This window comes from Veillonella caviae, from assembly GCF_003992125.1.
Taxonomy (GTDB): Bacteria; Bacillota; Negativicutes; order Veillonellales; family Veillonellaceae; genus Veillonella; species Veillonella caviae.
Genome location: NZ_RQUY01000007.1, coordinates 26787 through 52242, shown reverse-complemented (window position 1 = coordinate 52242; position 25456 = coordinate 26787). Strand labels below are relative to the sequence as shown.

Annotated in this window: 25 protein-coding genes; 24 read left to right on the top strand and 1 reads right to left on the bottom strand. The window is 40.0% G+C overall.

The annotated features are described in order from the left end of the window. Positions 1 to 34: 34 nt before the first annotated feature. The 6 genes from secE to rplL all read left to right on the top strand — a co-directional run bounded on the left by secE (position 35) and on the right by rplL (position 3236). A complete protein-coding gene (gene secE, locus EO120_RS04015; protein ID WP_127134208.1) occupies positions 35 to 256 on the top strand; it encodes a preprotein translocase subunit SecE in 222 nt (73 codons plus the stop codon). Positions 257 to 267: 11 nt separating this feature from the next. Beyond that, the gene (nusG, locus tag EO120_RS04010; protein ID WP_127134207.1) at positions 268 to 804 is read left to right on the top strand and encodes a transcription termination/antitermination protein NusG; all 537 of its coding nucleotides are present in this window, start codon (positions 268 to 270) and stop codon (positions 802 to 804) included. Positions 805 to 905: 101 nt separating this feature from the next. Further along, complete coding sequence (gene rplK / locus EO120_RS04005; RefSeq protein WP_127134206.1) at positions 906 to 1331, top strand: 50S ribosomal protein L11; 426 nt, start codon at positions 906 to 908, stop codon at positions 1329 to 1331. A gap of 75 nt (positions 1332 to 1406) precedes the next feature. After that, positions 1407 to 2117 carry a 50S ribosomal protein L1 gene (gene rplA / locus EO120_RS04000; protein ID WP_127134205.1) on the top strand — a complete coding sequence of 237 codons (711 nt, stop codon included), beginning with the start codon at positions 1407 to 1409 and terminating at the stop codon, positions 2115 to 2117. Positions 2118 to 2291: 174 nt separating this feature from the next. Continuing rightward, on the top strand, positions 2292 to 2798 hold the full coding sequence (rplJ, locus tag EO120_RS03995; RefSeq protein WP_127134204.1) for a 50S ribosomal protein L10: 507 nt from the start codon (positions 2292 to 2294) through the stop codon (positions 2796 to 2798). Between the two features lie 69 nt (positions 2799 to 2867). Beyond that, positions 2868 to 3236: a 50S ribosomal protein L7/L12 gene (rplL, locus tag EO120_RS03990; protein WP_127134203.1), complete on the top strand. Its 369-nt coding sequence runs from the start codon at positions 2868 to 2870 to the stop codon at positions 3234 to 3236. 344 nt (positions 3237 to 3580) lie between these two features. On the opposite strand, the gene EO120_RS03985 is transcribed toward rplL, so the two are convergent. Beyond that, the gene (locus EO120_RS03985; protein WP_338142079.1) at positions 3581 to 5032 is read right to left on the bottom strand and encodes an ArnT family glycosyltransferase; all 1452 of its coding nucleotides are present in this window, start codon (positions 5030 to 5032) and stop codon (positions 3581 to 3583) included. A 337-nt stretch (positions 5033 to 5369) separates the two neighbouring features. On the opposite strand from EO120_RS03985, the gene EO120_RS03980 reads away from it, so the two are divergent. The 18 genes from EO120_RS03980 (at position 5370) to rpmC (ending at position 25443) form a co-directional block, all read left to right on the top strand. Continuing rightward, positions 5370 to 6785, top strand: a complete 1416-nt coding sequence (locus EO120_RS03980; protein WP_127134202.1) for an aspartate ammonia-lyase — start codon at positions 5370 to 5372, stop codon at positions 6783 to 6785. Between the two features lie 392 nt (positions 6786 to 7177). Next, positions 7178 to 11323 carry a DNA-directed RNA polymerase subunit beta gene (rpoB, locus tag EO120_RS03975; protein ID WP_127134201.1) on the top strand — a complete coding sequence of 1382 codons (4146 nt, stop codon included), beginning with the start codon at positions 7178 to 7180 and terminating at the stop codon, positions 11321 to 11323. A 29-nt stretch (positions 11324 to 11352) separates the two neighbouring features. Next, a complete protein-coding gene (rpoC, locus tag EO120_RS03970; RefSeq protein WP_127134200.1) occupies positions 11353 to 15555 on the top strand; it encodes a DNA-directed RNA polymerase subunit beta' in 4203 nt (1400 codons plus the stop codon). 436 nt (positions 15556 to 15991) lie between these two features. After that, on the top strand, positions 15992 to 16237 hold the full coding sequence (locus EO120_RS03965; RefSeq protein WP_127134199.1) for a ribosomal L7Ae/L30e/S12e/Gadd45 family protein: 246 nt from the start codon (positions 15992 to 15994) through the stop codon (positions 16235 to 16237). Between the two features lie 75 nt (positions 16238 to 16312). Beyond that, positions 16313 to 16687 carry a 30S ribosomal protein S12 gene (gene rpsL, locus EO120_RS03960; protein WP_127134198.1) on the top strand — a complete coding sequence of 125 codons (375 nt, stop codon included), beginning with the start codon at positions 16313 to 16315 and terminating at the stop codon, positions 16685 to 16687. A 51-nt stretch (positions 16688 to 16738) separates the two neighbouring features. Next, positions 16739 to 17209 carry a 30S ribosomal protein S7 gene (rpsG, locus tag EO120_RS03955; protein WP_004693556.1) on the top strand — a complete coding sequence of 157 codons (471 nt, stop codon included), beginning with the start codon at positions 16739 to 16741 and terminating at the stop codon, positions 17207 to 17209. 18 nt (positions 17210 to 17227) lie between these two features. Continuing rightward, complete coding sequence (gene fusA / locus EO120_RS03950) at positions 17228 to 19303, top strand: elongation factor G (protein ID WP_127134197.1); 2076 nt, start codon at positions 17228 to 17230, stop codon at positions 19301 to 19303. Between the two features lie 47 nt (positions 19304 to 19350). Next, entirely contained in the window at positions 19351 to 20538 is a 1188-nt protein-coding gene (gene tuf / locus EO120_RS03945) for an elongation factor Tu (protein ID WP_127134196.1), read from the top strand. A gap of 180 nt (positions 20539 to 20718) precedes the next feature. Next, positions 20719 to 21030, top strand: coding sequence for a 30S ribosomal protein S10 (rpsJ, locus tag EO120_RS03940; protein WP_004695100.1), 312 nt, complete (start codon positions 20719 to 20721; stop codon positions 21028 to 21030). Positions 21031 to 21042: 12 nt separating this feature from the next. Then, on the top strand, positions 21043 to 21684 hold the full coding sequence (gene rplC, locus EO120_RS03935; protein ID WP_127134195.1) for a 50S ribosomal protein L3: 642 nt from the start codon (positions 21043 to 21045) through the stop codon (positions 21682 to 21684). A 26-nt stretch (positions 21685 to 21710) separates the two neighbouring features. Continuing rightward, a complete protein-coding gene (gene rplD, locus EO120_RS03930; protein ID WP_127134194.1) occupies positions 21711 to 22334 on the top strand; it encodes a 50S ribosomal protein L4 in 624 nt (207 codons plus the stop codon). Next, positions 22334 to 22618, top strand: coding sequence for a 50S ribosomal protein L23 (rplW, locus tag EO120_RS03925; RefSeq protein ID WP_127134193.1), 285 nt, complete (start codon positions 22334 to 22336; stop codon positions 22616 to 22618). Before rplD ends, rplW begins: the two co-directional genes overlap by 1 nt. A 26-nt stretch (positions 22619 to 22644) precedes the next feature. Then, complete coding sequence (gene rplB / locus EO120_RS03920; RefSeq protein WP_127134192.1) at positions 22645 to 23475, top strand: 50S ribosomal protein L2; 831 nt, start codon at positions 22645 to 22647, stop codon at positions 23473 to 23475. A 23-nt stretch (positions 23476 to 23498) separates the two neighbouring features. Further along, on the top strand, positions 23499 to 23780 hold the full coding sequence (rpsS, locus tag EO120_RS03915; protein WP_105092676.1) for a 30S ribosomal protein S19: 282 nt from the start codon (positions 23499 to 23501) through the stop codon (positions 23778 to 23780). A gap of 12 nt (positions 23781 to 23792) precedes the next feature. Next, positions 23793 to 24128: a 50S ribosomal protein L22 gene (gene rplV / locus EO120_RS03910; protein ID WP_004695112.1), complete on the top strand. Its 336-nt coding sequence runs from the start codon at positions 23793 to 23795 to the stop codon at positions 24126 to 24128. A gap of 16 nt (positions 24129 to 24144) precedes the next feature. Beyond that, a complete protein-coding gene (gene rpsC, locus EO120_RS03905; protein WP_127134191.1) occupies positions 24145 to 24813 on the top strand; it encodes a 30S ribosomal protein S3 in 669 nt (222 codons plus the stop codon). Next, positions 24813 to 25250, top strand: a complete 438-nt coding sequence (rplP, locus tag EO120_RS03900; RefSeq protein ID WP_127134190.1) for a 50S ribosomal protein L16 — start codon at positions 24813 to 24815, stop codon at positions 25248 to 25250. The genes rpsC and rplP overlap by 1 nt, the downstream gene beginning before the upstream one ends. Further along, positions 25240 to 25443, top strand: coding sequence for a 50S ribosomal protein L29 (gene rpmC, locus EO120_RS03895; protein ID WP_004695115.1), 204 nt, complete (start codon positions 25240 to 25242; stop codon positions 25441 to 25443). The genes rplP and rpmC overlap by 11 nt, the downstream gene beginning before the upstream one ends. Positions 25444 to 25456: the final 13 nt, after the last annotated feature.

Genomic DNA, 25456 nt, shown 5'->3' with positions numbered 1-25456 from the left:
CATTCATTACCTGTTGATTTGAGGATGTGAACAAATGGCAAAGTCTAACTCAGCAGTGCAGCAGCGTGGTGGATTTGGTAAATTCTTCCGCGGTGTAAAGGCTGAACTGAAAAAAGTAGTCTGGCCAACAAGAAAAGAGCTCATCAATTACACAATTGTAGTATTTTTGGTAACGATTTTTATCGCCTTACTCATTTATGTATATGATGCGATTTTTGCTCAACTATTTAATTTGTTGTTGCGCATTGTTGGATAGGGGGCCATTACATGGAAGCAGATAAGAAGTGGTATGTAATTCATACCTATTCAGGCTACGAAAATAAAGTAAAAACCACTCTTGAACTTAAGGTTCAATCTATGGGTCTACAAGATGTAATTAGCCGTATTCTAGTACCTCTTGAAGATGAAGTGGATGAAAAAGATGGGGTTAAAAAAGTAGTAAAACGTAAGATCTTTCCTGGGTATGTATTGGTTGAGATGGAAGTTAACGACCGTTCTTGGTATGTTGTACGCAACACACCAGGTGTAACTGGTTTCGTTGGTTCTGCTACAAAACCAGTTCCACTTTCTGATTCCGAAGTAGAACATATACTTAAGTCTCAGGGCTTGGATAAGAAACCAACAATCAACATCGATGTAGAAGTTGGTGAAACGGTACGCATTACGTCCGGAGCCTTTGAAGATAGACTAGGTGTTATTACCGAAATTAACCCTGAAAAAGGAACATTAAAACTTAACGTTGAGATGTTCAACCGAGACACAGAGGTAGAGGTAGAGTTTTCTCAAGTTGAAAAAACTCTTTAATATATATACTATAACTCTAAAAGTGCAATCGATTTTGGTTGCCAGTGGGAGGATGTAGATCCGTTACCACCACAGTATAAGCATAGGAGGTTTAATTACCCATGGCTAAGAAATTAGTTAAACAAGTAAAACTACAAATTGAAGCCGCTAAAGCTACTCCAGCACCACCAGTTGGTCCTGCACTAGGCCAAGCAGGTGTTAATATCGTTGCTTTCACAAAAGAATTCAACGAACGTACTGCTAAACAAGCGGGCTTGATCATTCCAGTAGTTATTAACGTATATGAAGATCGTAGCTTTGACTTCATCACAAAAACTCCACCAGCTGCAGTATTGTTGAAAAAAGCTGCAGGTATTCCAAAAGGTTCTGGTGTACCTAACCGTGATAAAGTAGCTAAAGTAAGTCGCGATAAAGTTCGTGAAATTGCTGAAACAAAAATGCCTGACTTGAATGCTAATACCGTAGAACAAGGTATGCGCATGGTAGAAGGTACTGCTCGCAGCATGGGCATTGAAATCGTTGACTAATAAGCGTACGATTGGTGCATAGGCGCTAATCGGTGGGAGGGAATTCCCGTTTGACCACATAAGGAGGATATTATAATGGCAAAAGTAGGTAAGAAATACGCTGAAGCAGCAAAACTTATTGAAGCTGGTAAATTTTATGAGCCAGTGGAAGCAATTGAGCTTGTTAAGAAAACTGCAACTGCAAATTTCGATGAAACAGTTGAAATCGCTTTCAACTTGAATGTCGACCCTAAATACGCTGATCAACAAGTTCGTGGTGCAGTAGTATTGCCTCATGGTACTGGCAAAACTAAACGCGTTCTTGTATTCGCAAAAGGCGACAAAATTAAAGAAGCTGAAGATGCTGGCGCAGATTTCGTTGGTTCTGAAGAGTTGGTAGCAAAAATCCAAGGTGGTTGGAGTGACTTCGACGTAGTAGTTGCTACACCTGACATGATGGGCCAAGTAGGCCGTCTTGGTAAAATCTTGGGTCCAAAAGGTTTGATGCCAAACCCTAAAGTTGGTACTGTAACTCCAGACGTTGCTCGTGCAGTAAACGAAATCAAAGCTGGTAAAATCGAATACCGTACTGATAAAGCAGGTATTATTTCTTGCTCCATCGGTAAAGCGTCTTTCGATGATGAAAAATTACTTGACAACTATCGTACAATCGTTGATACTATTATCAAGGCTAAACCTGTAGCTGCTAAAGGTCAATATATTAAATCTGTAACTTTGGCTTCTACAATGGGCCCTGGTGTGCCTTTGAATGTGTTCAAATTGAGCGCAGTTTCCAAAGAGCAATAATCACATATGTCTCTTAGCTGTAGACGGCAGGTATGTATAATGGATGAAAATCCGCCCGCTGAGGCTGACACCTAGAATAAACTGGGATAGTTACGACCTCATCGGCAACGGTGAGGTCTTTTTACGCTAAGATAGTACATAGAGCACCACAAAAATCTATAAGGAGGTAATCTAATGGCTGTCACTGAATCAAAAAAAGCAATTGTTGCTCAAATGAAAGAAACTCTTTCCGAAGCAAAAGGTGCTGTATTGATTGGTTACTCTGGTTTGACTGTAGCTCAAGCTACTGATCTTCGTCGCAAAATGTTGGCTGAAGGTGTTGAATACAAAGTAATCAAAAATACTTTGACTCGCATTGCTGCAAACGAATTGAATCTTGAAGGTTTCACTGAGCATTTGGAAGGCCCAACTGCGTTGGCTACTTCTAAAGAAGATGCTGTTGCACCTGCTCGTGTAATCGAACAATTCATTAAAGCTACAGAACAAGAAGTTGTTACTGTTAAAGCTGGTATCGTTGAAGGCGAAGTTATGGATGCTGCTCAAGTTAAAGCAATTGCAAACCTTCCAAATCGCGATGGTATGCTTTCCATGTTGCTTTCCGTGTTGCAAGCTCCTGTTCGCAACGTTGCATACGCTGTCAAAGCTGTTGCAGAAGCTCAACCAGCAGAAGCTGCAGAATAATATCTGCAAATTATCCGCTAGTCGCTTAGTACTAGCTCAATAAAAACTATTTTATGGAGGAAATCTAAAATGGCATTGAACATTGAAAACATCGTTGCTGAATTGAAAGAAGCAACTATCCTTGAACTTAATGATCTTGTAAAAGCAATCGAAGAAGAATTTGGCGTAACTGCAGCAGCTCCTGTAGCAGTAGCAGCAGCTGGTGATGCTGGTGCTGGCGCAGCTAAAGATTCTTTCGACGTAATCTTGAAAGATGCTGGCGCATCTAAAATCAACGTAATTAAAGTTGTTCGTGAAGCAACTGGTCTTGGCTTGAAAGAAGCTAAAGCTATCGTTGACGGCGCTCCTGCACCTGTAAAAGAAGGCGTTCCAACTGAAGCAGCTGAAGCTTTGAAAGCTCAATTGGAAGAAGCTGGCGCATCCGTAGAATTGAAATAATTCTTAGCCCTAACATATTAAGGCGTACCGAGAGGTACGCCTTTTTTGTATAATCAAATACATACTTGTTTCGTCCTATAGCGGGTTCTATAATCCCTAAATGTATTAACGAGAAACAAAGAAAATCCCTCATCGTGATAGAAGAGGGATTTTGCTTATAGAATTAATGTAATTGGTAGATTTTGCCAGACTTAGTTTGACCGATTTTTTTACTTTGTTGATATATTTCGGTAGTAATAAAATCTCTATCATATTTATTGGGTACAATAACAATAGCTTTATTAAGGTTTTTGCTATTGTTTAAGAGTTCTTGTTTTGTGATAGTAGGCATTAAATTTTTGCCTTTAGTCCAACGTGGATCGTCTTTTGTATCTACAAATACTTGAGTTGGCATTGTGTCTGTATAATAGATTAATGAGGTATAGTAGGTGCCGTATATAGGTTGGTATATCTTTTTGAAGATAAGGTTTAAATTGTATACCTGATTGTGATGTTAATATTGGTGGAACAGTTATGGTGATGGCAGAGTATATACATAGGATTGGGAGTATTAGATACATGATAGTAGATTTTGTGATTGTTTTTCTACGGGTTATAATAATACAACTACCTAAACATAATATACTGCTTATGATGAGTGGAGTAGGGCTAAGAGAAGAATCAAAGAACGTAGCTATTAGGAATATAAGATTAAAAATGATATAAGGTGTGAGTACCAGCTTTATAAAGGCGAATGAATTCTTGCAATCGCTAAATCTATTGTGTAATACTGAGACTAATTGCTCACCCGTCCAAATAATACATGGAATAATGGCTGGTAATGTATAGGTTAAATATTTAGTAGCTACTAATGAATAAAATAGGATAATGATGAAAAACCAAAGAGCACTAAGTTGATTAAAATTATGGTGCCAATCTAATTTACGGAGCTTCGATATCAATAGCGGTGTCCAAGGTAATAGTGCTATGGGCACAATGATGAGATAGTAATACCACACATCGAATTTAGGATGCTCTGATACAAGAGCACGGTCCACATTATGCAGCCCTAAGAATCCGAGAATAAAATCGATGCCATGCATGTTGTACATGGCGATATACCATGGACTGGCAATGAGTAAGCAAACTAGGATTCCTAAGGGATTAAATAGAATACGCCATTCTTGGAGCAACGCTTTGCATTTACTATCCTTTGATTGCAAAGCTTTTACAAAGGTAAAGAGGAGTAAAATTAATCCCGGCAATAGTAATCCAATAGGACCCTTTGTTATAATAGCAAAGCCTGTGGCGGCGTATGCTTTCACCATGGCACTGCGGTCGTGATATTCTAAAGCAAGATAAGCGTAGCCGAAGGTTGCGAGGGAAAAGAAAAACAGGAAACCGTCGGTAATGATTGCATGGGATATGTACCAAAATTGTAATGTACTCATAAGTAATATGGCACTAGTTATGGCAATCGGGATGGATTGTTTGATGCGATACACGATATGATATATAAAACTAACTGATATACCTGCAATTAATGTATTGGGAATACGCGATGTAAAATCGGAAATACCAAATAGTTTGTATGTAATCATCAGTACCCAATAGGTGAGCGGTGGTTTGTCGTACCACACATTATCATAAATCATGGGGGATATCCAAGAATTATGTTTAAGCATGGTAACGGCAGATAGTACATAATTAGATTCTACTGGATCTGTGATCGGTAGATAGGCATTATAGAAACCGTAGCCTACGACGGTGAAGAGGAATAAGCAGAACATCCTTATTAGGTGATTGACGTTAATCATGGTAAAACTCCCTTACATAAATTGATTTCTTTTATTGTACTATATATTACGTATCATTAATATCAATACTTCTGTAAAACTACTAAGCACTGACGGATTGTGAAAGCATACATAATATAGATTCTCTTTTTGTTTAGTGAATGTAAAGAAAATCAAAATATTGCACTACAAAATGGGTGAGACTGTATCAAATTTGAATCATTGAGATTATATAGAATATTGTTTTTACAGAATATATAAAATGACTTTTATGTATACAAAATACATGCTATAATGAAGTCGATATAATAATGATTGTTAATACAATGGTATTCATAATATAGAAAGAAGGCTTAGTATGAGAAAAGAGCATGATTTTCTAGGTGAATTAGAAGTAGCAGATGAGTTATATTATGGAGTACAAACCATCCGTGCTTTAGAAAATTTTCACATTACAGGCAAACATTTAGATCAAGATTTTATCAAAGCCTTGGCGATGGTAAAAAAAGCATCTGCAATGGCAAATATGAAAACTGGTCGCCTCAATGTATCTGTTGGCAAAGCTATCGTGCAAGCTGCTGATGAAGTTATTCGCGGCGAATTGGCAGATCAATTCCCTGTAGATCCGATTCAAGGCGGTGCAGGTACATCTGTTAATATGAATATGAACGAAGTATTGGCAAATCGTGCATTAGAAATTTTAGGTCATCCAAAAGGTGCTTATGATATTGTGAGTCCCAATAATCATTGCAATATGGCACAGTCCACTAATGATGCCTTCCCAACAGCTATTAAGGTTTGTGCTATTTTGAAATCGAAACCTCTACTTGAAGCATTACAACGTCTTGTTGATGAATTAGAGAAAAAAGCTGAAGAGTACAGTGAAATTTTAAAAATGGGTCGCACTCATTTGCAAGATGCTGTACCAATTACATTAGGGCAAGAAATGGCTGCTTATGCATCTGGTGTGCGCCGCGGTATTAAACGAATTAAATCGGCGGTAGAAGGTGCTCATGTTATTAATATGGGGGCTACTGCTGTAGGTACAGGTCTCAATGCAGAACCTAGTTATATTGAAGATGTAGCCTATGAGTTGAGTGAAGTTGTAGGTGAACCATTCTACACTGCAGATAATCTCATTGATGCGACTAACAATACTGATATTTTTGCAGATATTTCTAGTGGTTTAAAAGTTACAGCCTTAGTACTCATCAAAATGGCTAATGATTTTCGCTTGATGGCATCTGGTCCTCGCTGTGGTATTGGGGAATTAAAATTACCACCACGCCAACCGGGGTCCTCCATTATGCCTGGTAAGGTAAATCCTGTTATCGCAGAAGTATTGAACCAAGTGTGCTACCAAGTTATCGGCAATGATCTTACTATCACATTAGCTGTAGAAAATGGTCAATTTGAGTTAAACGTAATGGAACCTGTGTTGGCATATAACTTATTTAACAATTTGTGTTATTTGAAAAATGGTGTAAATACCTTTGTTGATAAGTTGCTTGTGGATCTTGAGGTGGATAGAGAGCAATGTGAATATTGGCTTAATCGATCCGTTGGTATCGTTACGGCTTTATTACCTCATTTAGGTTATGAAACCGCATCAGGGTTAGCAAAAGAGGCGTACACTTCTGGCCGAGCTATTCGCGATATTATTTTGGAAGAAGGTTTGTTGACAGAAGAAGAAATTAATTATATCTTATCTCCAAAGGAAATGACCCGACCTGGTATTGCAGGTGTTGATCTTTTGAAAAATACAGGTAACTAGTTGGACTCTTGTTGTTAAGAGCAGTAAGATATTTGTAATAACGAAAACAGTATATATAAATTTTAATTTTTACTTCTAATACTTTTTATGGTCAATGAAGTTTTCAAAAGAGCTGTCAATAGTTTTGTTGACAGCTCTTTTTTGTGGTGATATAATTATAAATTGCAAAAGTAGCATTTTCTACTTTTCCATGTAGAAGCTATAACTTAAATAGTAGTAAGGTTTTTCTTCCAAGGTTGTGCTTGGATAATGGAAAGCAAGGTTATTTTAAAATGATAAAAGGCCTTGCTTATTTGACGTTATCGGAGCAGGAAAACTGAGACCTGTAAGATGTCTTTTCTATGCCGTTATAGAATATGGTAGACCGTGTATTTGAAGGAGGGCAAGCAAATATGTTCAGACCTGAACAAGTAGGCAAACGGACTCGTTACACCTATGCAAAAATTAACGAAGTCATTAAAATGCCGCATTTGTTGGACATTCAACGCAAGTCGTATGAGTGGTTCTTGGAGAGTGGTTTACAAAATATTTTCAACGATATTTCTCCTATTAAAGACAATTCAGGTAATTTAGCACTTTCTTTTGAAGGTTTTAGCTTAGGTGAGCCTAAGTATGATATTAATGAGTGTAAAAATCGCGATGCGACCTATGCAGCACCGCTTCGTGTAAATGTACGTCTTGTTAATAATGATCCTGAAAATATGGATATTAAAGAACAAGAAGTATTTATGGGTGATTTCCCGTTGATGACGGATACTGGTACTTTCATCATCAATGGTGCAGAACGTGTTATCGTATCCCAATTGGTACGTTCTCCTGGCGTGTACTATGGTAAAGAAATTGATACCATGGGTAATCGTTTATATGAATCTACTGTTATTCCTAATCGTGGTGCGTGGATTGAACTTGAAACTGATGCCAGTGAAGTCGTTGCTGTTCGTATTGATCGAAATCGTAAATTACCAGCTACTGTGCTTGTTCGTGCTTTGGGTTGGGATACAAATGAAAGTATTCTCGATTTGTTCTGGAGTGGGCAAGTTGATGAAGATGGTTTGCCAGTTTATGATGAACGTATCGTTCGCACATTAGAAAAAGATACTACTCAATCTGCTGATGAAGCTTTGGTAGAAATCTACAAAAAATTACGTCCAGGTGAACCACCTACTGTGGAATCTGCTCGCAATCTATTTGATAATTTATTCTTTGATGCTCGTCGTTATGATTTAGCGCGCGTAGGTCGTTATAAATTAAATAAAAAATTAGGCTGGCGTCAACGGATGCTGGGTCAAACATTGGCACAACCAATCGTAGATACTGAAACTGGTGAAGTAATTCTCGATGCAGGCGTACAAGTCGGAGAGGAACAGCTCGATATCGTTGCGAGCAGCCATGTATTTGATGGCGAAGGTTTTGCAGAATTTTTCGTGACTACTACTGATGGTATCGAAGCAAAAGTTATCTGTAACAATTGCAATTTAGAGTTTGATCATCGTACGGTAACAAGAGAAGATATGATTGCGAATATTTCTTACTTGTTAAACTTGATGGATGGTATCGGTCATACTGACGATATCGACCATTTGGGAAATCGCCGTCTTCGCTGTGTAGGTGAATTGTTGCAAAATCAATTCCGTATTGGTTTAACACGTATGGAACGGGTTGTGCGTGAACGTATGACGATTCAAGAAATTGAATCTATTACTCCACAAGCATTAATCAATATTCGTCCAGTCGTAGCGGCTATTAAAGAATTCTTTGGTTCATCTCAGTTGTCCCAGTTCATGGACCAAACTAACCCATTAGCAGAATTGACTCATAAACGTCGTCTTTCCGCATTGGGCCCAGGTGGTTTATCTCGTGAACGCGCTGGCTTCGAAGTTCGTGACGTGCATCATTCTCATTATGGCCGTATGTGTCCTATAGAAACACCAGAAGGCCCTAACATTGGTTTGATTAACTCCTTGTCTAACTATGCAAAGGTTAATGAATTTGGTTTTATCGAGGCTCCATACCGTAAAGTTGAAAAAATTTATGGTGAAGGCGCAGATGCAGACAAAGTTATCAAAGTTCGCGTTAGTGATTCTGTAGTATATATGACTGCTGATGAAGAAGAAGGCATGACGATTGCCCAAGCGAACTCTCCACTTGATGCAGAAGGTTATTTCGCTAACGACCATGTTGCATGTCGCCGTGGACATGATGTATTAGAAGTAGCACCTGATAAAGTTGACTACATGGACGTTAGTCCAAAAGAAGTTGTATCCATTGGTACAGCCATGATTCCATTCCTTGAAAATGACGATGCGAACCGTGCACTTATGGGTGCGAACATGCAACGTCAGGCAGTACCGTTATTGCGTGCTCAGGCTCCATTAGTTGGTACAGGTATGGAATATACAGCGGCTACTGACTCTGGCGTTTGCGTATTAGCACGTGAAGCAGGTAAGGTTGTTCGTTGTTGGGGTAATGAAATCCACATTCTTCGCGATAGCGATGGTCGAGTTGATACATATCGATTAAATAAATTCTTACGTTCTAACCAATCTACATGTTTCAACCAAAAACCAATCGTTAACCGTGGTGATCATGTTGTAAAAGGTCAAGTATTGGCTGATGGGCCTGCTACTGATGGCGGTGAATTGGCTCTTGGTTATAACGTTCTAGTTGCGTTTATGCCTTGGGAAGGTTATAACTACGAGGATGCTATCTTGCTTAGCGAAGAGCTTTGCAAAGAAGATATTTATACTTCTATTCATATTGAAGAATATGAATGTGATGCTCGTGACACTAAATTAGGTGCCGAAGAAATTACTCGTGAATTGCCTAATACGGGCGATGATATGCTTAAAAACCTTGATGAAGAAGGTATTATCTGCATCGGTGCAGAAGTACATCCTGGTGATATCTTGGTTGGTAAAGCAACACCAAAAGGTGAAACTGAATTGACACCAGAAGAACGCTTATTGCGCGCTATCTTTGGCGATAAAGAACGTGAAGTTCGGGATACTTCTTTGCGCGTACCTCATGGTGAATCTGGTAAAGTCGTAGACGTAAAAGTCTTCACTCGTGAAAATGGTGATGAATTAGCACCAGGTGTTAATAAACTTGTACGTGTATATATTGCGCAAAAACGTAAAATTCACGAAGGCGATAAAATGGCCGGCCGTCACGGTAACAAAGGTGTCGTTTCTCGCGTTATGAGAAAAGAAGACATGCCTTTCCTTCCAGATGGCACACCAGTTCAAATTGTATTGAACCCATTGGGCGTACCTTCTCGTATGAATATCGGTCAGGTGTTGGAAACTCACTTGGGTTGGGCTGTTCAAGGTTTAGGTATGAAAATCAAAGCTACTGACCTTCATATCCAAAATGTATTGAAAGAAGCTCGAACTGATGCATCTTATTGGGAAGAAATTGATGTTATTCGCGACTTATACGCAGAAATACAAGCATTAGAAGCTAAAGCAGCAGAAGATGTGACTACTGCGCACTTCGATATTGATGAAAAAATTATCGATTTGAAATCTCAAATCCTCGAACATGTAGAGGAAGCTGCACAAAAGAAATTAGCTGCTCTTGGTGGTGAAGAACGTTATAATGAACTTAAAGCGTTAGAATCTAAATATAACGAGCTTCATATGGAATACTTCGGCACTGAGGAAGAAGCTCCTGTAATGGAGTCTGCTTTAGTTGAAGAATTAGAAGCTATCAATAAAGTTAAATCCACTATTAATCACATCGAATCTGCTCGTGCAAAACGCATCGAAATTAGACATGAATTGGAAGGTTTAGGTTACGATTATGATGCATATGGCATGCCAAAACCAGATGTAGCGGGTATTCATATTGCTACACCTGTATTTGATGGTGCCCATGAAAAAGATGTTTTCGAAACTTTAGAAATTGCTGGACGCAGTGATGATGGTAAAACTGTATTGTACGATGGTCGTACTGGTGAACCAATGGATAACAGAGTTACAGTTGGTTATGTATACATGTTGAAACTTCATCACTTGGTTGATGATAAAATTCATGCTCGTTCTACAGGTCCGTACTCCCTTGTTACACAACAACCATTAGGTGGTAAAGCTCAATTTGGTGGTCAACGTTTCGGGGAAATGGAAGTGTGGGCTCTCGAAGCTTATGGCGCAGCGTATACGCTTCAAGAGTTGTTAACTGTAAAATCTGATGATGTTGTAGGTCGTGTAAAAGCTTACGAAAAAATCGTTAAAGGTGAAAATATTCCTGAACCAGGTGTACCTGAGTCCTTTAAAGTATTGCTCAAAGAACTTCAAAGTATCGGTCTTGACGTAAAAATCTTGAACGAAGATCAAGAAGAAGTAGTAATGAAAGAACTTGATGACGAAGATGAAGTAGTAGAAACTGGTATTGAAGATGTAATGGATGGTTCTGCTGTTGAAACATCAGATGTAACAGTATTAGAAGTGGAAGAAGAGGCTGTTAATAATGGCGGTGAAGATGATATTCTTAGTGAATTAGCATTCCCTATGGATGATTCCACTGAAGATGAAGACTGACACTTATCATAAGGAAGGGAGCGATAGTAGTGCTAGACGTAAATGAATTTGATTCCATGCGAATCGGTTTAGCCTCTCCTAAACAGATCTTAGAATGGTCTTATGGAGAAGTCAAAAAACCAGAAACAATTAACTACCGTACGTTAAAGCCAGAGCGTGATGGCCTATTTTGCGAACGCATTTTTGGACCAACAAAAGATTGGGAATGTCACTGTGGTAAATATAAACGTATTCGTCATAAAGGCGTAGTCTGCGATAAATGTGGTGTTGAAGTAACTCGTGCAAAAGTACGCCGTGAGCGTATGGGGCATATTGAATTGGCTACACCTGTATCTCATATTTGGTACTTTAAAGGTATCCCATCTCGTATGGGGCTCATACTTGACGTATCTCCACGTTCCTTGGAACGCGTATTATACTTTGCTTCTTATATCGTTGTAGATCCTGCAGGAAGCCCATTGGCAAAACGTCAATTGTTATCAGAGCAAGAATACCGCGAATATGAAGCACAATTTAACGAAGAAGGATATACTATTGGTGGTAAATCTGTCGTTATTGAAACAGTAGCACAACGTAATGAACGTTTGTCAATTGTTCGTGAAGCACAACGTAAAGAGCGCTATAATGCTGCTCTTCGCGATGATGCAACTATCCCTGAAGCGGATAAAGAGTATGAAGAATTAACTCGCGAAGAACGTTACGAATTAGGCGCTTCTGAAGAAGTTGTATTTGTATGTATCGATATGGGTGCGGAAGCAGTTAAAGCGTTGTTAGCTGAACTTGATTTAGAACAATTAAATGCTGAATTACGCGAAGAGTTAAACTCCGCTAGCGGTCAACGTAAAATTCGTGCCGTTCGCCGTTTAGAAGTTGTAGAAGCATTCCGTCAATCTGGCAATCGCCCAGAATGGATGATTATGGATATTGTTCCTGTTATTCCTCCTGAATTGCGCCCAATGGTTCAGTTAGATGGTGGCCGTTTTGCTACATCTGACCTTAACGATTTATATCGTCGCGTTATCAATCGTAACAATCGTTTAAAACGTTTGCTAGATTTAGGCGCTCCAGATATTATTGTACGTAATGAAAAACGTATGTTACAAGAAGCGGTTGATGCATTGATTGATAATGGTCGTCGTGGTCGTCCTGTAACAGGTCCTGGTAATCGTCCATTAAAATCTTTATCCGATATGCTTAAAGGTAAACAAGGGCGTTTCCGTCAAAACCTTTTGGGTAAACGTGTTGACTACTCAGGCCGTTCCGTTATCGTAGTAGGACCAGAGCTAAAAATGCATCAATGTGGTTTGCCAAAGGAAATGGCTTTGGAGTTGTTTAAACCATTTGTTATGAAACGTTTAGTAGAACGTGGTCAAGCTTCTAATATCAAAGCTGCTAAACGTCAAGTAGAACGTATTGGTCCTGGCGTATGGGAATCTTTAGAAGAAGTAATTAAAGAACATCCAGTTCTCTTGAACCGTGCCCCTACATTACATAGACTGGGCATTCAAGCGTTCGAACCAATTCTTTGGGAAGGCCGCGCTATTAAATTGCATCCACTCGTATGTACAGCTTTTAACGCCGACTTTGATGGTGACCAAATGGCATGTCACTTACCATTGTCTGTAGAAGCACAAGCAGAAGCTCGTACGTTGATGCTTTCTAGCCATAATATTTTGTCTACAAAAGATGGTAAGCCAGTTGCTGTTCCATCTCAAGATATGATTCTTGGTACGTACTATCTCACTGTAGTACGCCAAGATACTAAAGAAAAAGCAAAAGTATTTGCCACTTACGACGAAGTGATGCTCGCTTATGAAGCTCAAATTATTGGACTTCAAGACGTACTTTATATTCGTATGCCTGGGTATGGTCGCGTGGAAACTACTGCAGGACGTTTGATTTTTAACAATGCTTTGTATCCTGAATTATGGCAATATGAGCAACAAAAAGATGGATCTTATACCTTGGGTAAAGTCATGGATAAGAAAACTGTTGGTAAACTTGTGGATCAATGTTTCCAATTGTTTGGCAATGAAAAAACTGCAGAACTGTTGGACCGCATTAAATCACTTGGTTATTCCTTTGCTCGTCGTGCAGGTATGACTGTAGCAATTGCAGATATTAAAGTGCCAGAAGTTAAATTTGAATTACTTGATACAGCAGAACAAGAAGTAGAAAAAGTATCTCGTTTATATCGTCGTGGTTTAATTACAGAAGAAGAACGTTACCGTAAGACAATTCAATTATGGACTCAAGCAACAGAAGATGTTACTGATGCTATGATGGATAATATGGCGCGTGACAAAGACGGCTTTAACCCTGTATATATGATGGCTATCTCTGGTGCCCGCGGTAATAAACAACAAATTCGTCAGTTGGCTGGTATGCGTGGTTTGATGGCGGATCCATCTGGTCGTATCATCGACTTACCAATTAAAGCAAACTTTAAAGAAGGTTTGACTGTATTGGATTACTTTACGTCTTCTCATGGTGCGCGTAAAGGCTTGGCTGATACTGCACTTCGTACAGCTGACTCTGGTTATTTGACTCGTCGTCTCGTTGACGTATCTCAAGATGTTATCGTTCGTGAGGATGATTGTGATGTGGTGGGTATCGACTTAGTTCGTGAGCGTGCCCGTCTAGCTACATCTCCACGGCAAGCTCTTGAAATGTTGAAAGACAAATTATTGGGACGTGTTCTTGATAAAGATGTTGTGAATGCTGAAACTGGCGAACTTGCTGTGCCTGCGGAAACGATTTTGGACGAACAATCCTTGGCTGATATCGCTGATGCAGGTGTAACATCTATCGCATTGCGCGGTGTACACTTAGGTTCAGATAGTGATATTAACCATACTAATTTGGTTCAAAAGATTCTTCTTGGTGAAAGCGATGATAGTATCCGTGCAACATTAAAAGAAACAATGGTTCAAAATATGTTGAACAAAGATACTGTACATGCTATTGTAGATAGCCATGGAATTGAAATTTTCCCTGCTGATACACGCCTTACAGAAGAAGGTATCGAAGCTATCCTTAATAGTGATGTTAAAGAAGTACAAGTTCGCAATAACGAAATCAATGGTATCGAAGTTGAGGCTATCGTTGAAGGAACTGGCGTTATCGAACCATTGAAAGATCGTATTGTAGGCCGTATTGCTGCAGAAGAATTAATCAATAAAGAAACTGGTGAAGTCATCGTTCCATTGAATGGTGAAATCACAGAAGATTTGGCTGATGAAGTCGTTAAACATTATGACCTCGTTAAAATCCGTTCTGTATTGACTTGCCGTAGCCCTTATGGCGTATGCCGTAAATGTTATGGTCGCGACCTCGGCACTGGCAACCAAGTTCAAGTTGGTGAAGCAGTTGGTATTATTGCTGCTCAATCCATCGGTGAACCGGGGACCCAGTTGACGATGCGTACATTCCATACAGGCGGTGTCGCTGGTGACGATATTACTCAAGGTTTGCCACGTGTCGAAGAATTGTTCGAAGCTCGCAAACCAAAACGTAATGCCATTATTGCGGAAAATGAAGGTATGGTACGCGTCGTACCTAATGAAGGTAAAAAAGGTACCAATACAATCTTTATCACTGGCGAAGATGGTGTTGAGCTTGATTACTTAATCCCTTATGGCTCTCGTATCATTGTTAAAGATGGTGATGTAGTATCCTTGGGTGCTCGTTTAACAGAAGGTTCCATTAATCCTCATGACATCATGCGTGTCATGGGTACACAAGCTACACAACGTTATTTGGTATACGAAGTACAAAAAGTATACAAATCTCAAGGTGTAGAAATTAATGATAAACATATCGAAGTTATCGTTCGTCAAATGCTTCATAAAGTAAAAATTGAAACAGCTGGCGATGCAGATATGCTTCCTGGCGATATGATCGACATCAATACCTTTGATGAAGAAAACCGTCGTCTCACTTTAAATGGCAAAGAAACAGCTACAGGTAAACGTACATTGTTGGGTATTACTAAAGCTGCCTTGGCGACAGACTCCTTCTTGTCTGCTGCATCATTCCAAGAAACTACACGTGTTCTTACTGATGCTGCTATTAAAGGCAAAATTGATCCATTATTGGGTCTTAAAGAAAATGTTATTATCGGCAAGTTGATTCCTGCTGGCACAGGCATGAGCCGTTACCGTAAAATCGAAGTGGTAAAACGGCCGCCTGAAATTATCGATATTACAGAAGAAGTATTAGTAGAAGACTAATTGTTTATTGACTCATGCGGTATCTCTTTAGTTTGAGTTGTCGTGTTTAGTGATTTTGATTTAAGTATTTTAAACAATGTCACTTAAAGGTAGTAAATAAAATTAGAGATATATCATTTTGGTAGTATACCAAAATGATATATCTCTTTTGTTTTGTATATTGATTTTGCATGCATGAAATGCTGTTTCTGAAATAGAAATGCATAAAATGAATAAAAACTCATTTAAAATCTTGGAATTGTATAAAATATCGAAAAATATTCACGGGATGATATAAAATGAAACACACGGATGAGTGTGCATATAAAATGCCGTAGTAATGCTACTTTATACGTTCAAAAAGTTTGACATGCGGTTTGGTAATTGGTATACTTACATAGTGCTCAGAGAAGAGGTGTGTCTCGAAAGCATAATTTCGTAAGGAGAAGATGTGACTATGGACATAGGCCATTTGGCATCGGCGAACAAAACAATAGGTGCTAAGCAAACCATTAAGGCTATTGCTAAGGGCTCTGTTAAGTTTGTGTTTCTCAGCTATGATAGTGATAACTATATAGTAGAGCCTGTACGGATTGCTTGTATGGAACATGATATACCGTTCGACGATAAGCATACGATGGACGAACTCGGTCGTGCGTGTCACATAAAGGTACGTGCTACAGCAGTAGGCGTTCTTCGTTAACTCGGTAATATCCAACAAAGTCTTTTGCTTTGGTGGATCAATTATAAATCTCAAATTTGGAAAGGAGGTGCCCAAATGCCAACAATTAATCAGCTAGTACGCAAAGGTCGCGAAAGCATGACTAAAAAGTCTACTGCTCCAGCACTTCAAGAAAGCCCACAAAAACGTGGTGTATGTACTCGTGTGTACACAGCTACTCCAAAAAAACCAAACTCCGCGCTTCGTAAAGTTGCCCGTGTACGTTTGACTAACGGTATTGAAGTAACTGCTTACATTCCAGGCATTGGTCACAATTTACAAGAACACAGTGTTGTACTTATCAGAGGCGGTCGTGTTAAAGACCTTCCAGGTGTGCGTTATCACATCGTTCGTGGTGCATTGGATACAGCTGGCGTACAAAACCGTATGCAAAGTCGTTCCAAATACGGCGCTAAAAAAGCTAAAAAATAATTTTAGCTATTAAACGAAATTAACACACATCTTATAAAGGAGGAATTGAACATGCCAAGAAAAGGCCCTGTTCCGAAACGTGATGTACTTCCAGATCCGGTGTACAATAGCAAATTAGTAACACGTTTCATTAACAAAGTTATGTACGATGGCAAAAAAGGCATTGCTGAAACTATCGTATATGATGCATTTGAAATTATTCGTTCCAAAATGGGTCAAGACCCTATGGAAGTTTTTGATCAAGCATTGAAAAATGTTATGCCTGTACTTGAAGTACGTGCTCGCCGTATTGGTGGTGCTAACTATCAAGTGCCAGTTGAAGTTCGTGCTGATCGCCGTCAAACCCTCGGTATCCGTTGGGTAGTAAATTACGCTCGTCTTCGTGGTGAACGCACTATGAAAGAACGTTTGGCAGGCGAATTGATGGATGCTTTCAATAATGCAGGCGCTGCAATCAAGAAAAAAGAAGATACTCATAAAATGGCAGAAGCTAATAAAGCATTTGCACATTATCGTTGGTAATAAGAGGAGTTGACAACTGTGGCAAGAGAGTTTTCCTTAGCAAAAACTCGTAATATCGGTATCATGGCTCACATCGATGCTGGTAAAACAACTACTACAGAACGTATCCTCTACTATACTGGTATCGTTCATAAGATCGGCGAAGTGCACGAAGGTGCTGCTACGATGGACTGGATGGAACAAGAGCAAGAACGTGGTATCACAATCACTTCCGCTGCAACAACTTGTCAATGGAAAGAACATCGCATCAACATCATTGATACTCCTGGTCACGTTGACTTTACTGTAGAAGTAGAACGTTCTCTACGTGTACTTGACGGCTCCGTTGCTGTATTTAGTGCTAAAGGTGGCGTTGAACCACAATCTGAAACCGTATGGCGTCAGGCTTCTGGTTACGGCGTACCTCGTATCGCTTATGTAAATAAGATGGATACTGTTGGTGCTGACTTCTTCAACGTAGTTGATATGATGAAAGAACGTTTGGGTGCTAACTCTGTAGCTATCCAAGTGCCAATCGGTCAAGAAGATACTTTCGAAGGTATTATTGATTTGATGGCCATGAAAGCGGAAATTTACAAATCCGATGATGGTAAAGAATATGAAATCACTGATATCCCAGCAGAATATGTAGAAGTAGCTAACGAACGTCGTGAAATGATGATCGATGCTATTGCAGAAACTGATGACGAAATCATGATGAAATATTTGGAAGGCGAAGAAATTTCTGTTGAAGAATTGAAAGCAGCATTGCGTAAAGCAGTTATTGCGAACCAATTATTCCCAGTTCTTTGCGGTTCTTCCTATAAAAATAAAGGTGTACAAATGTTGTTGGATGCTGTAATCGATTATATGCCAGCTCCAATCGACATTCCAGCAATTAAAGGTGTAGTTCCTGGTACAGAAGAAGAAACTACTCGTCCTTCTTCCGACGAAGAGCCATTCTCTGCATTGGCATTCAAAATCATGGCTGACCCTTATGTTGGTAAATTAGCGTTCTTCCGTGTGTACTCCGGTACATTGGAATCCGGTTCTTATGTGTATAACTCCACAAAAGGCAAAAAAGAACGTATTGGTCGTATCCTTCAAATGCATGCTAACTCCCGTAAAGAAATCGAACGTGTTTATGCAGGTGACATTGCGGCGGCAGTAGGTTTGAAAGATACTACAACAGGCGATACTCTTTGTGATGAAAAGAATCCTGTAATTCTTGAGTCCATGGAATTCCCTGAACCAGTTATCTCTGTTGCTGTTGAACCTAAGACAAAAGCTGACCAAGAAAAAATGGGTACAGCGCTTGCTCGTTTGGCAGAAGAAGATCCTACTTTCAAAGTTCGCACTGATGAAGAAACAGGCCAAACTATTATCTCTGGTATGGGCGAACTTCACTTGGATATCATCGTTGACCGTATGAACCGTGAATTCAAAGTGGAATGTAATGTAGGTAAACCTCAAGTTGCTTATCGTGAAACTATCCGTAAAGCAATTAAAGCAGAAGGTAAATTTGTACGTCAATCCGGTGGTCGTGGTCAATATGGTCACTGCTGGTTGGAATTGATTCCTCAAGAGCCTGGTGCTGGTTTTGAGTTCGAAAATAAAGTCGTTGGTGGTGCGATTCCTCGTGAATACATTGGACCTGTTGAGGCTGGTGTTAAAGAAGCTATGGAATCTGGTGTTATCGCTGGTTACCCAATGGTTGATATCAAAGTTATCGTATTTGACGGTTCTTACCATGATGTTGACTCTAACGAAATGGCCTTCAAAATCGCTGGTTCCATGGGCTTTAAAGAAGGTGCTCGTAAAGCAGATCCTGCATTGCTTGAACCATACATGTCTGTAGAAGTAGACGTGCCTGAAGAATACATGGGCGACGTAATCGGTGACTTGAACTCCCGTCGTGGTCGTATGGATGGTATGGAAGCTCGTAATGGTAGTCAACATATCAAAGCATACGTTCCGTTGAGCGAAATGTTCGGTTACGCAACTGACCTACGCTCCAAAACTCAAGGTCGCGGTAACTATTCTATGACATTCGATCATTATGAAGAAGTTCCTAAGAAAATCGCTGAAGAAATTCAAGCAAAGAAAAACGGTTAATCTCATAGATTAATAGATTTAATATTTTCCTCGGAGGATAATTTAAAATGGCAAAAGAAAAATTTGAACGTAATAAGCCGCATGTTAATATCGGTACAATCGGTCACGTTGACCATGGTAAAACTACTTTGACAGCTGCAATCACAAAAGTATTGGCTGAAAAAGGTCAAGCTGATTTCCAAGATTACAGCATGATCGATAAAGCTCCAGAAGAACGTGAACGCGGTATCACAATCAACACTGCACACGTTGAATACGAAACTGACAGCCGTCACTATGCACACGTTGACTGCCCAGGCCATGCTGACTATGTTAAAAACATGATCACTGGTGCTGCTCAAATGGACGGTGCTATCTTGGTAGTATCCGCTGCTGATGGCCCTATGCCACAAACTCGTGAGCACATCTTGTTGGCTCGCCAAGTAGGTGTACCTGCTATCGTTGTATTCATGAACAAAAAAGATATGGTTGACGACGAAGAATTGTTAGAATTAGTAGAAATGGAAATTCGCGAATTGCTTTCCTCCTACGAATTCCCTGGCGATGACATCCCTGTAATCGCTGGTTCCGCGTTGAAAGCGTTGGAAGGTGATGCTGAATACGTAAAAGCTATCGAAGAATTGATGGCTCAAGTAGACGCTTACATCCCAACTCCAGTTCGTGATACTGACAAACCTTTCTTGATGCCAGTAGAAGACGTTTTCACAATTACAGGTCGTGGTACAGTAGCAACTGGCCGTGTTGAACGTGGTGAAGTAAACGTTGGCGATACTGTAGAAGTAGTAGGTTTGAAAGAAAAAGCTGACTCCTACGTAGTAACTGGTCTTGAAATGTTCCGCAAAACTTTGGATTCTGCAGTAGCAGGTGACAATGTTGGTGCATTGCTTCGCGGTGTAGACCGTAAAGACATCGAACGTGGTCAAGTATTGGCTAAACCAGGTTCCATCAACCCACACACTAAATTCAAAGCTGAAGTATACGTATTGACTAAAGAAGAAGGTGGCCGTCATACTCCGTTCTTCTCCAACTACCGTCCACAATTCTACTTCCGTACAACAGACGTAACTGGTGTTGTAAACCTTCCTGAAGGTGTAGAAATGTGTATGCCTGGCGATAACGTAACTATGGATATCGAATTGATCACTCCAATCGCTATCGAAGAAGGTCTTCGTTTCGCTATCCGCGAAGGTGGTCACACTGTAGGCGCTGGTGTAGTTACTGCAATCGAAGGTTAATTTAACCTTTTCTGCTCATCGCAGTGAGGCGTTGGGCACAATATTACAGCATGTAGAGCGGCACACTTTGCCGCTCTCGTGTTGTGTTTTTAAACTATGAAGTAGAAGGTTGCCTCTGCGGAGGAGAATTTCTATGGAGCAGTTCATTCGAGAAATGGACGACAGGAGGAATTATTAATAATGGCTAAACAGCAAAAAATTCGTATTCGCCTCAAAGCGTACGACCACAAAGCTCTCGATCAAAGCGCTGCTAAGATCGTAGACACAGCAAAAAGAAATGGCGCTATGGTTTCTGGTCCGATTCCATTGCCAACAGAAAAGAATATCTTCACAATTCTTCGTTCTGTACACGTAAATAAAGATTCCCGTGAACAATTCGAAATGCGTACACATAAACGCTTAATCGATATTCTTGAACCAAATTCGAAAACAGTAGATGCTATCACTCGTTTAGATTTACCAGCTGGTGTATCTATTGAAATAAAACTATAAGGAGGTGCGATAATGTCTAAAGCTATTTTGGGTAAAAAATTAGGAATGACACAAGTCTTCACAGCTGAAGGCCAATTAGTTCCTGTAACAGTAGTGGAAACTACCCCAAGCGTAGTAGTTCGCGTAAAAACTGTTGAAACAGATGGTTACGAAGCTATTCAAATTGGTTACGGTTCCATTAAAGAAAAACATTTGACAAAACCTGTAAAAGGTCAGTTCGACAAAGCTGGCGTAGCTCCAGTTAAATATCTTCGCGAAGTTCGCGTAGAAAATGCAGCTGACTACACAGTAGGCCAAACTCTGGCAGCTGATATCTTCGCAGAAGGTGAATTGGTTGACGTAGTGGGTACAGGTAAAGGTAAGGGTTTTGCTGGCACAATTAAACGCCATAATTTCTCCCGTGGTCCTGAAACTCATGGTTCCAAATCTCACCGTGAACCTGGTTCCATCGGTCCTATGATCTCCGGTGGCGGTGGTAAGGTATACAAAGGTAAAAAACTCCCTGGACAAATGGGTGGTTACAGAGTTACCGTACAACGCTTATCCGTTGTGAAAGTTGATGCTGAACGTAACCTTTTATTGGTTAAAGGCGGTATTCCAGGCGCTAAAGGTAGCTTGGTTAGAGTTCAAAGCACGGTTAAACCTGTTAAATAATCATTTGTCGAAAGGAGGATTATGTAATGCCTACAGTAGCAACATATAATCAATCCGGCGTTAAAGTCGGTGAAATACAGTTAAACGATGCAGTATTCGGCGTTGAAGTAAACAAAGCCGTTATGCATCAAGCCGTAGTTCGTCAATTGTCTAACGAACGTCTCGGTACACATGCAACTAAAACTAGAGGTATGGTACGTGGCGGTGGCCGCAAACCTTGGAAACAAAAAGGTACTGGTCGTGCTCGTGCTGGTTCTAGCCGTTCTCCAATTTGGATCGGCGGTGGTACTACATTTGGTCCACAACCTCGCAGTTATTACAAAGCAATGCCTCGTAAGGCTAGACGTTTAGCAGTTAAATCTGCTCTTAGCGATAAGGTAAATAATAGCGAATTATACGTTTTGGAAGAAATCACATTAGCAGCTCCTAAAACTAAAGAAGTATTGAACATTCTTAATAACTTCAATGTTGGTGATGCAAAAGTATTGTTCATCACTGAAGGTGATGTGAATGTTGAACGTTCCGCTCGCAATATTCAAGGTGTTAAAGCTTTGGCTTGTGAAGGTATGAACATTTTCGATCTTCTTCATCACGATAAACTCTTCATTACTAAGGGTGCTGTCGCAAAAATTGAGGAGGTGCTCGGATAATGTTATTACATGATGTATTAATCCGTCCGGTTATTACCGAAAAATCTACAAAGCTTATGGAAGAAGGCAAATACACTTTCCGTGTGCCTTTAACTGCAAATAAAGTGCAAATCCGTCAAGCTGTTGAAAAAATCTTCAATGTAAAAGTAGAAAAAGTAGCTACTATTCGCGTGTTAGGTAAAACTAAACGCATGGGTCGTACACAAGGTAAACGTAGCGATTACAAAAAAGCTATTGTAACTTTGAAAGCTGGCGAATCCATTACATTATTTGAAGGTGTCTAAGAGTCTAGTTGTAAGGAGGCCCACTAATGGCAATTAAATCATTTAAACCGTACTCCGCTGGTCGCCGGTTTATGACAGTATCCGCCTTCGATGAAATTACTGCAAGCAAACCAGAGAAATCTTTGCTCGCTAAAATTTCTCAAAAAGGTGGTCGTAACAATACTGGTAAAATGACAGTTCGTCACCAAGGTGGCGGTCATAAACGTCAATACCGTATTATTGACTTCAAACGTACTAAAGATAATATTCCAGCTAAAGTAGCAACTATTGAGTATGATCCTAACCGTTCTTCTCGAATTGCTTTACTTAACTACGCTGACGGTGAAAAACGTTATATTTTAGCGCCAAACGGCTTAAAAGTTGGTGACGTAGTTTTCTCCGGTCCTGAATCCGATATCAAACCTGGTAACTGCTTACCGTTGATGAACATTCCAGATGGTACTCAAATCCACAATATCGAATTGAAAATCGGTAAAGGTGGTCAAATCGTTCGTTCCGCTGGTACATCTGCTCAATTAATGGGTAAAGATGCTGGTTATGCAATCCTTCGTCTTCCTTCTGGTGAAATGCGCCGCGTACGTCAAGAATGCCGTGCTACAGTTGGTGTTGTTGGTAATGCAGACCACAGTAACCTAGTAATTGGTAAAGCTGGTCGTCATCGTTGGATGGGCGTTCGTCCAGGCAACCGTGGTGTTGTAATGAACCCTTGTGACCATCCACATGGTGGTGGTGAAGGTAAATCTCCTGTTGGTCGTAAACATCCTGTTACACCTTGGGGCAAACCAGCACATGGTGTTAAAACTCGCGACAAGAAAAAAGCTTCTAATAGCTTGATCATTAAACGTCGTACAAAATAGGATAAAGGAAAGGAGATAAAATAGTGTCCAGATCTATTAAAAAAGGCCCTTTCGTAGCAGATCATTTGCTTAAGAAAGTTGATGCTTTAAACGAAACTAACGAAAAGAAAGTTGTAAAAACCTGGTCCCGTGCCTCTACTATTATCCCTAGTTTTGTAGGCCACACAATTGCTGTGCATGATGGTCGCAAACATGTACCTGTATTTATTACAGAAGATATGGTAGGTCATAAATTAGGTGAGTTCGCTCCTACACGTACTTATAAAGGTCATGGTAAGGACGAAAAATCTACAGGCAGAAAATAGGAGGAATAATTAATGGAAGCAAAAGCAATCGCTAGACATATCCGAATCGCGCCTCGTAAAATCCGTATCGTTGCTGATTTAGTGCGCGGTAAAAACATCGGCGAAGCATTTGCCATCTTGAAGTTCACTCCGAAAGTTGGCGCTGATGTAGTTGAAAAAGTAATGCGTTCCGCAATTGCAAATGCAGAACACAATTTTGATATGAATGTTGACAATCTTTACGTATCCGAGATCTTTGTTGATCAAGGCCCTACATTAAAACGCATTCATCCTCGTTCCCGTGGTCAAGCTTTCAAAATCTTGAAACGCACTAGCCACGTAACAGTAGTAGTTAAAGAAAGAGCTTAAGAAGGAGGGAAATAGAGTGGGTCAAAAAGTTAATCCACACGGTTTGCGTGTCGGTATCGTAAAAGATTGGGACGCAAAATGGTATGCAGATAAAGACTTCGCTGCGAATCTTCATGAAGACGTAAAAATTCGTAACTTCTTGAAAGAAACCCTTTTCATTGCTGGTATTTCCCGCATTGAAATCGAGCGTACAAACAAACGTATTAAATTGACTATCCACACTGCAAAACCAGGTATGGTTATCGGTCGTGGTGGTGCTGGTATTGAAGATATCAAAAAAGCAATGACTCGTTTCACTGATAAACAAGTTGACGTTAACATTGCAGAAATCAAACAAGCTGACATGGATGCAATTTTAGTTGCTGAAAACATTGCAAGCCAATTGGAACGCCGTATCGGTTTCCGTCGTGCAATGAAACAAGCTGTTGGTCGTACTATGCGCTTAGGTGCTAAAGGTATTAAAATCATGGTAAGCGGTCGTCTTGGTGGCGCTGAAATTGCTCGTAGTGAATCTTACCGTGAAGGTTCTATTCCTTTGCATACATTGCGTGCAGATATCGATTATGGTACTGCTGAAGCTCATACAACTTACGGTTGTATCGGTATTAAAGTATGGATTTACAAAGGTGAAGTTTTGCCAGAAGCTAAACAAGCACCTGCTAAAAAGGAAGAAGGTGGCAAGTAATGCTTATTCCAAAGCGCGTAAAACATCGTAAACAATTCCGCGGCCGCATGAAAGGTCGTGCTATGCGCGGTAATACAGTATCCCATGGTGAATTCGGCTTGGTAGCATGCGAACCATCTTGGATTACTAACCGTCAAATCGAAGCTGCCCGTATCGCTATGACTCGTTATATCAAACGTGGTGGTAAAGTATGGATTAAGATTTTCCCTGACAAACCAATTACAGCTAAACCAGCTGGTACTCGTATGGGTTCCGGTAAAGGTTCTCCTGAATACTGGGTAGCAGTAGTTAAACCAGGTCGTGTAATGTTTGAAATGGACGGTGTGCCTGAACATGTAGCTCGTGAAGCTATGCGTCTCGCAAGCCATAAACTTCCAATCAAATGCAAATTTGTTGTTAAGGGTAAAGAATTGGGTGGTGACGTAAATGAAGGTTAATGACATTCGCAATATGAGCGCTGCCGAAATGGAACAAAAAGTTTCCGGTCTTAAGGAAGAGTTATTCAACCTCCGTTTTCAGCTTGCAACAGGTCAATTAGAAAATCCTATGCGCATTCGTGAAGTTAAGAAGACAATCGCTCGTATTAAAACTGTACAACGTGAAGTTGAACTTAAATCTGAAAACGCATAATAACAGATTTGTT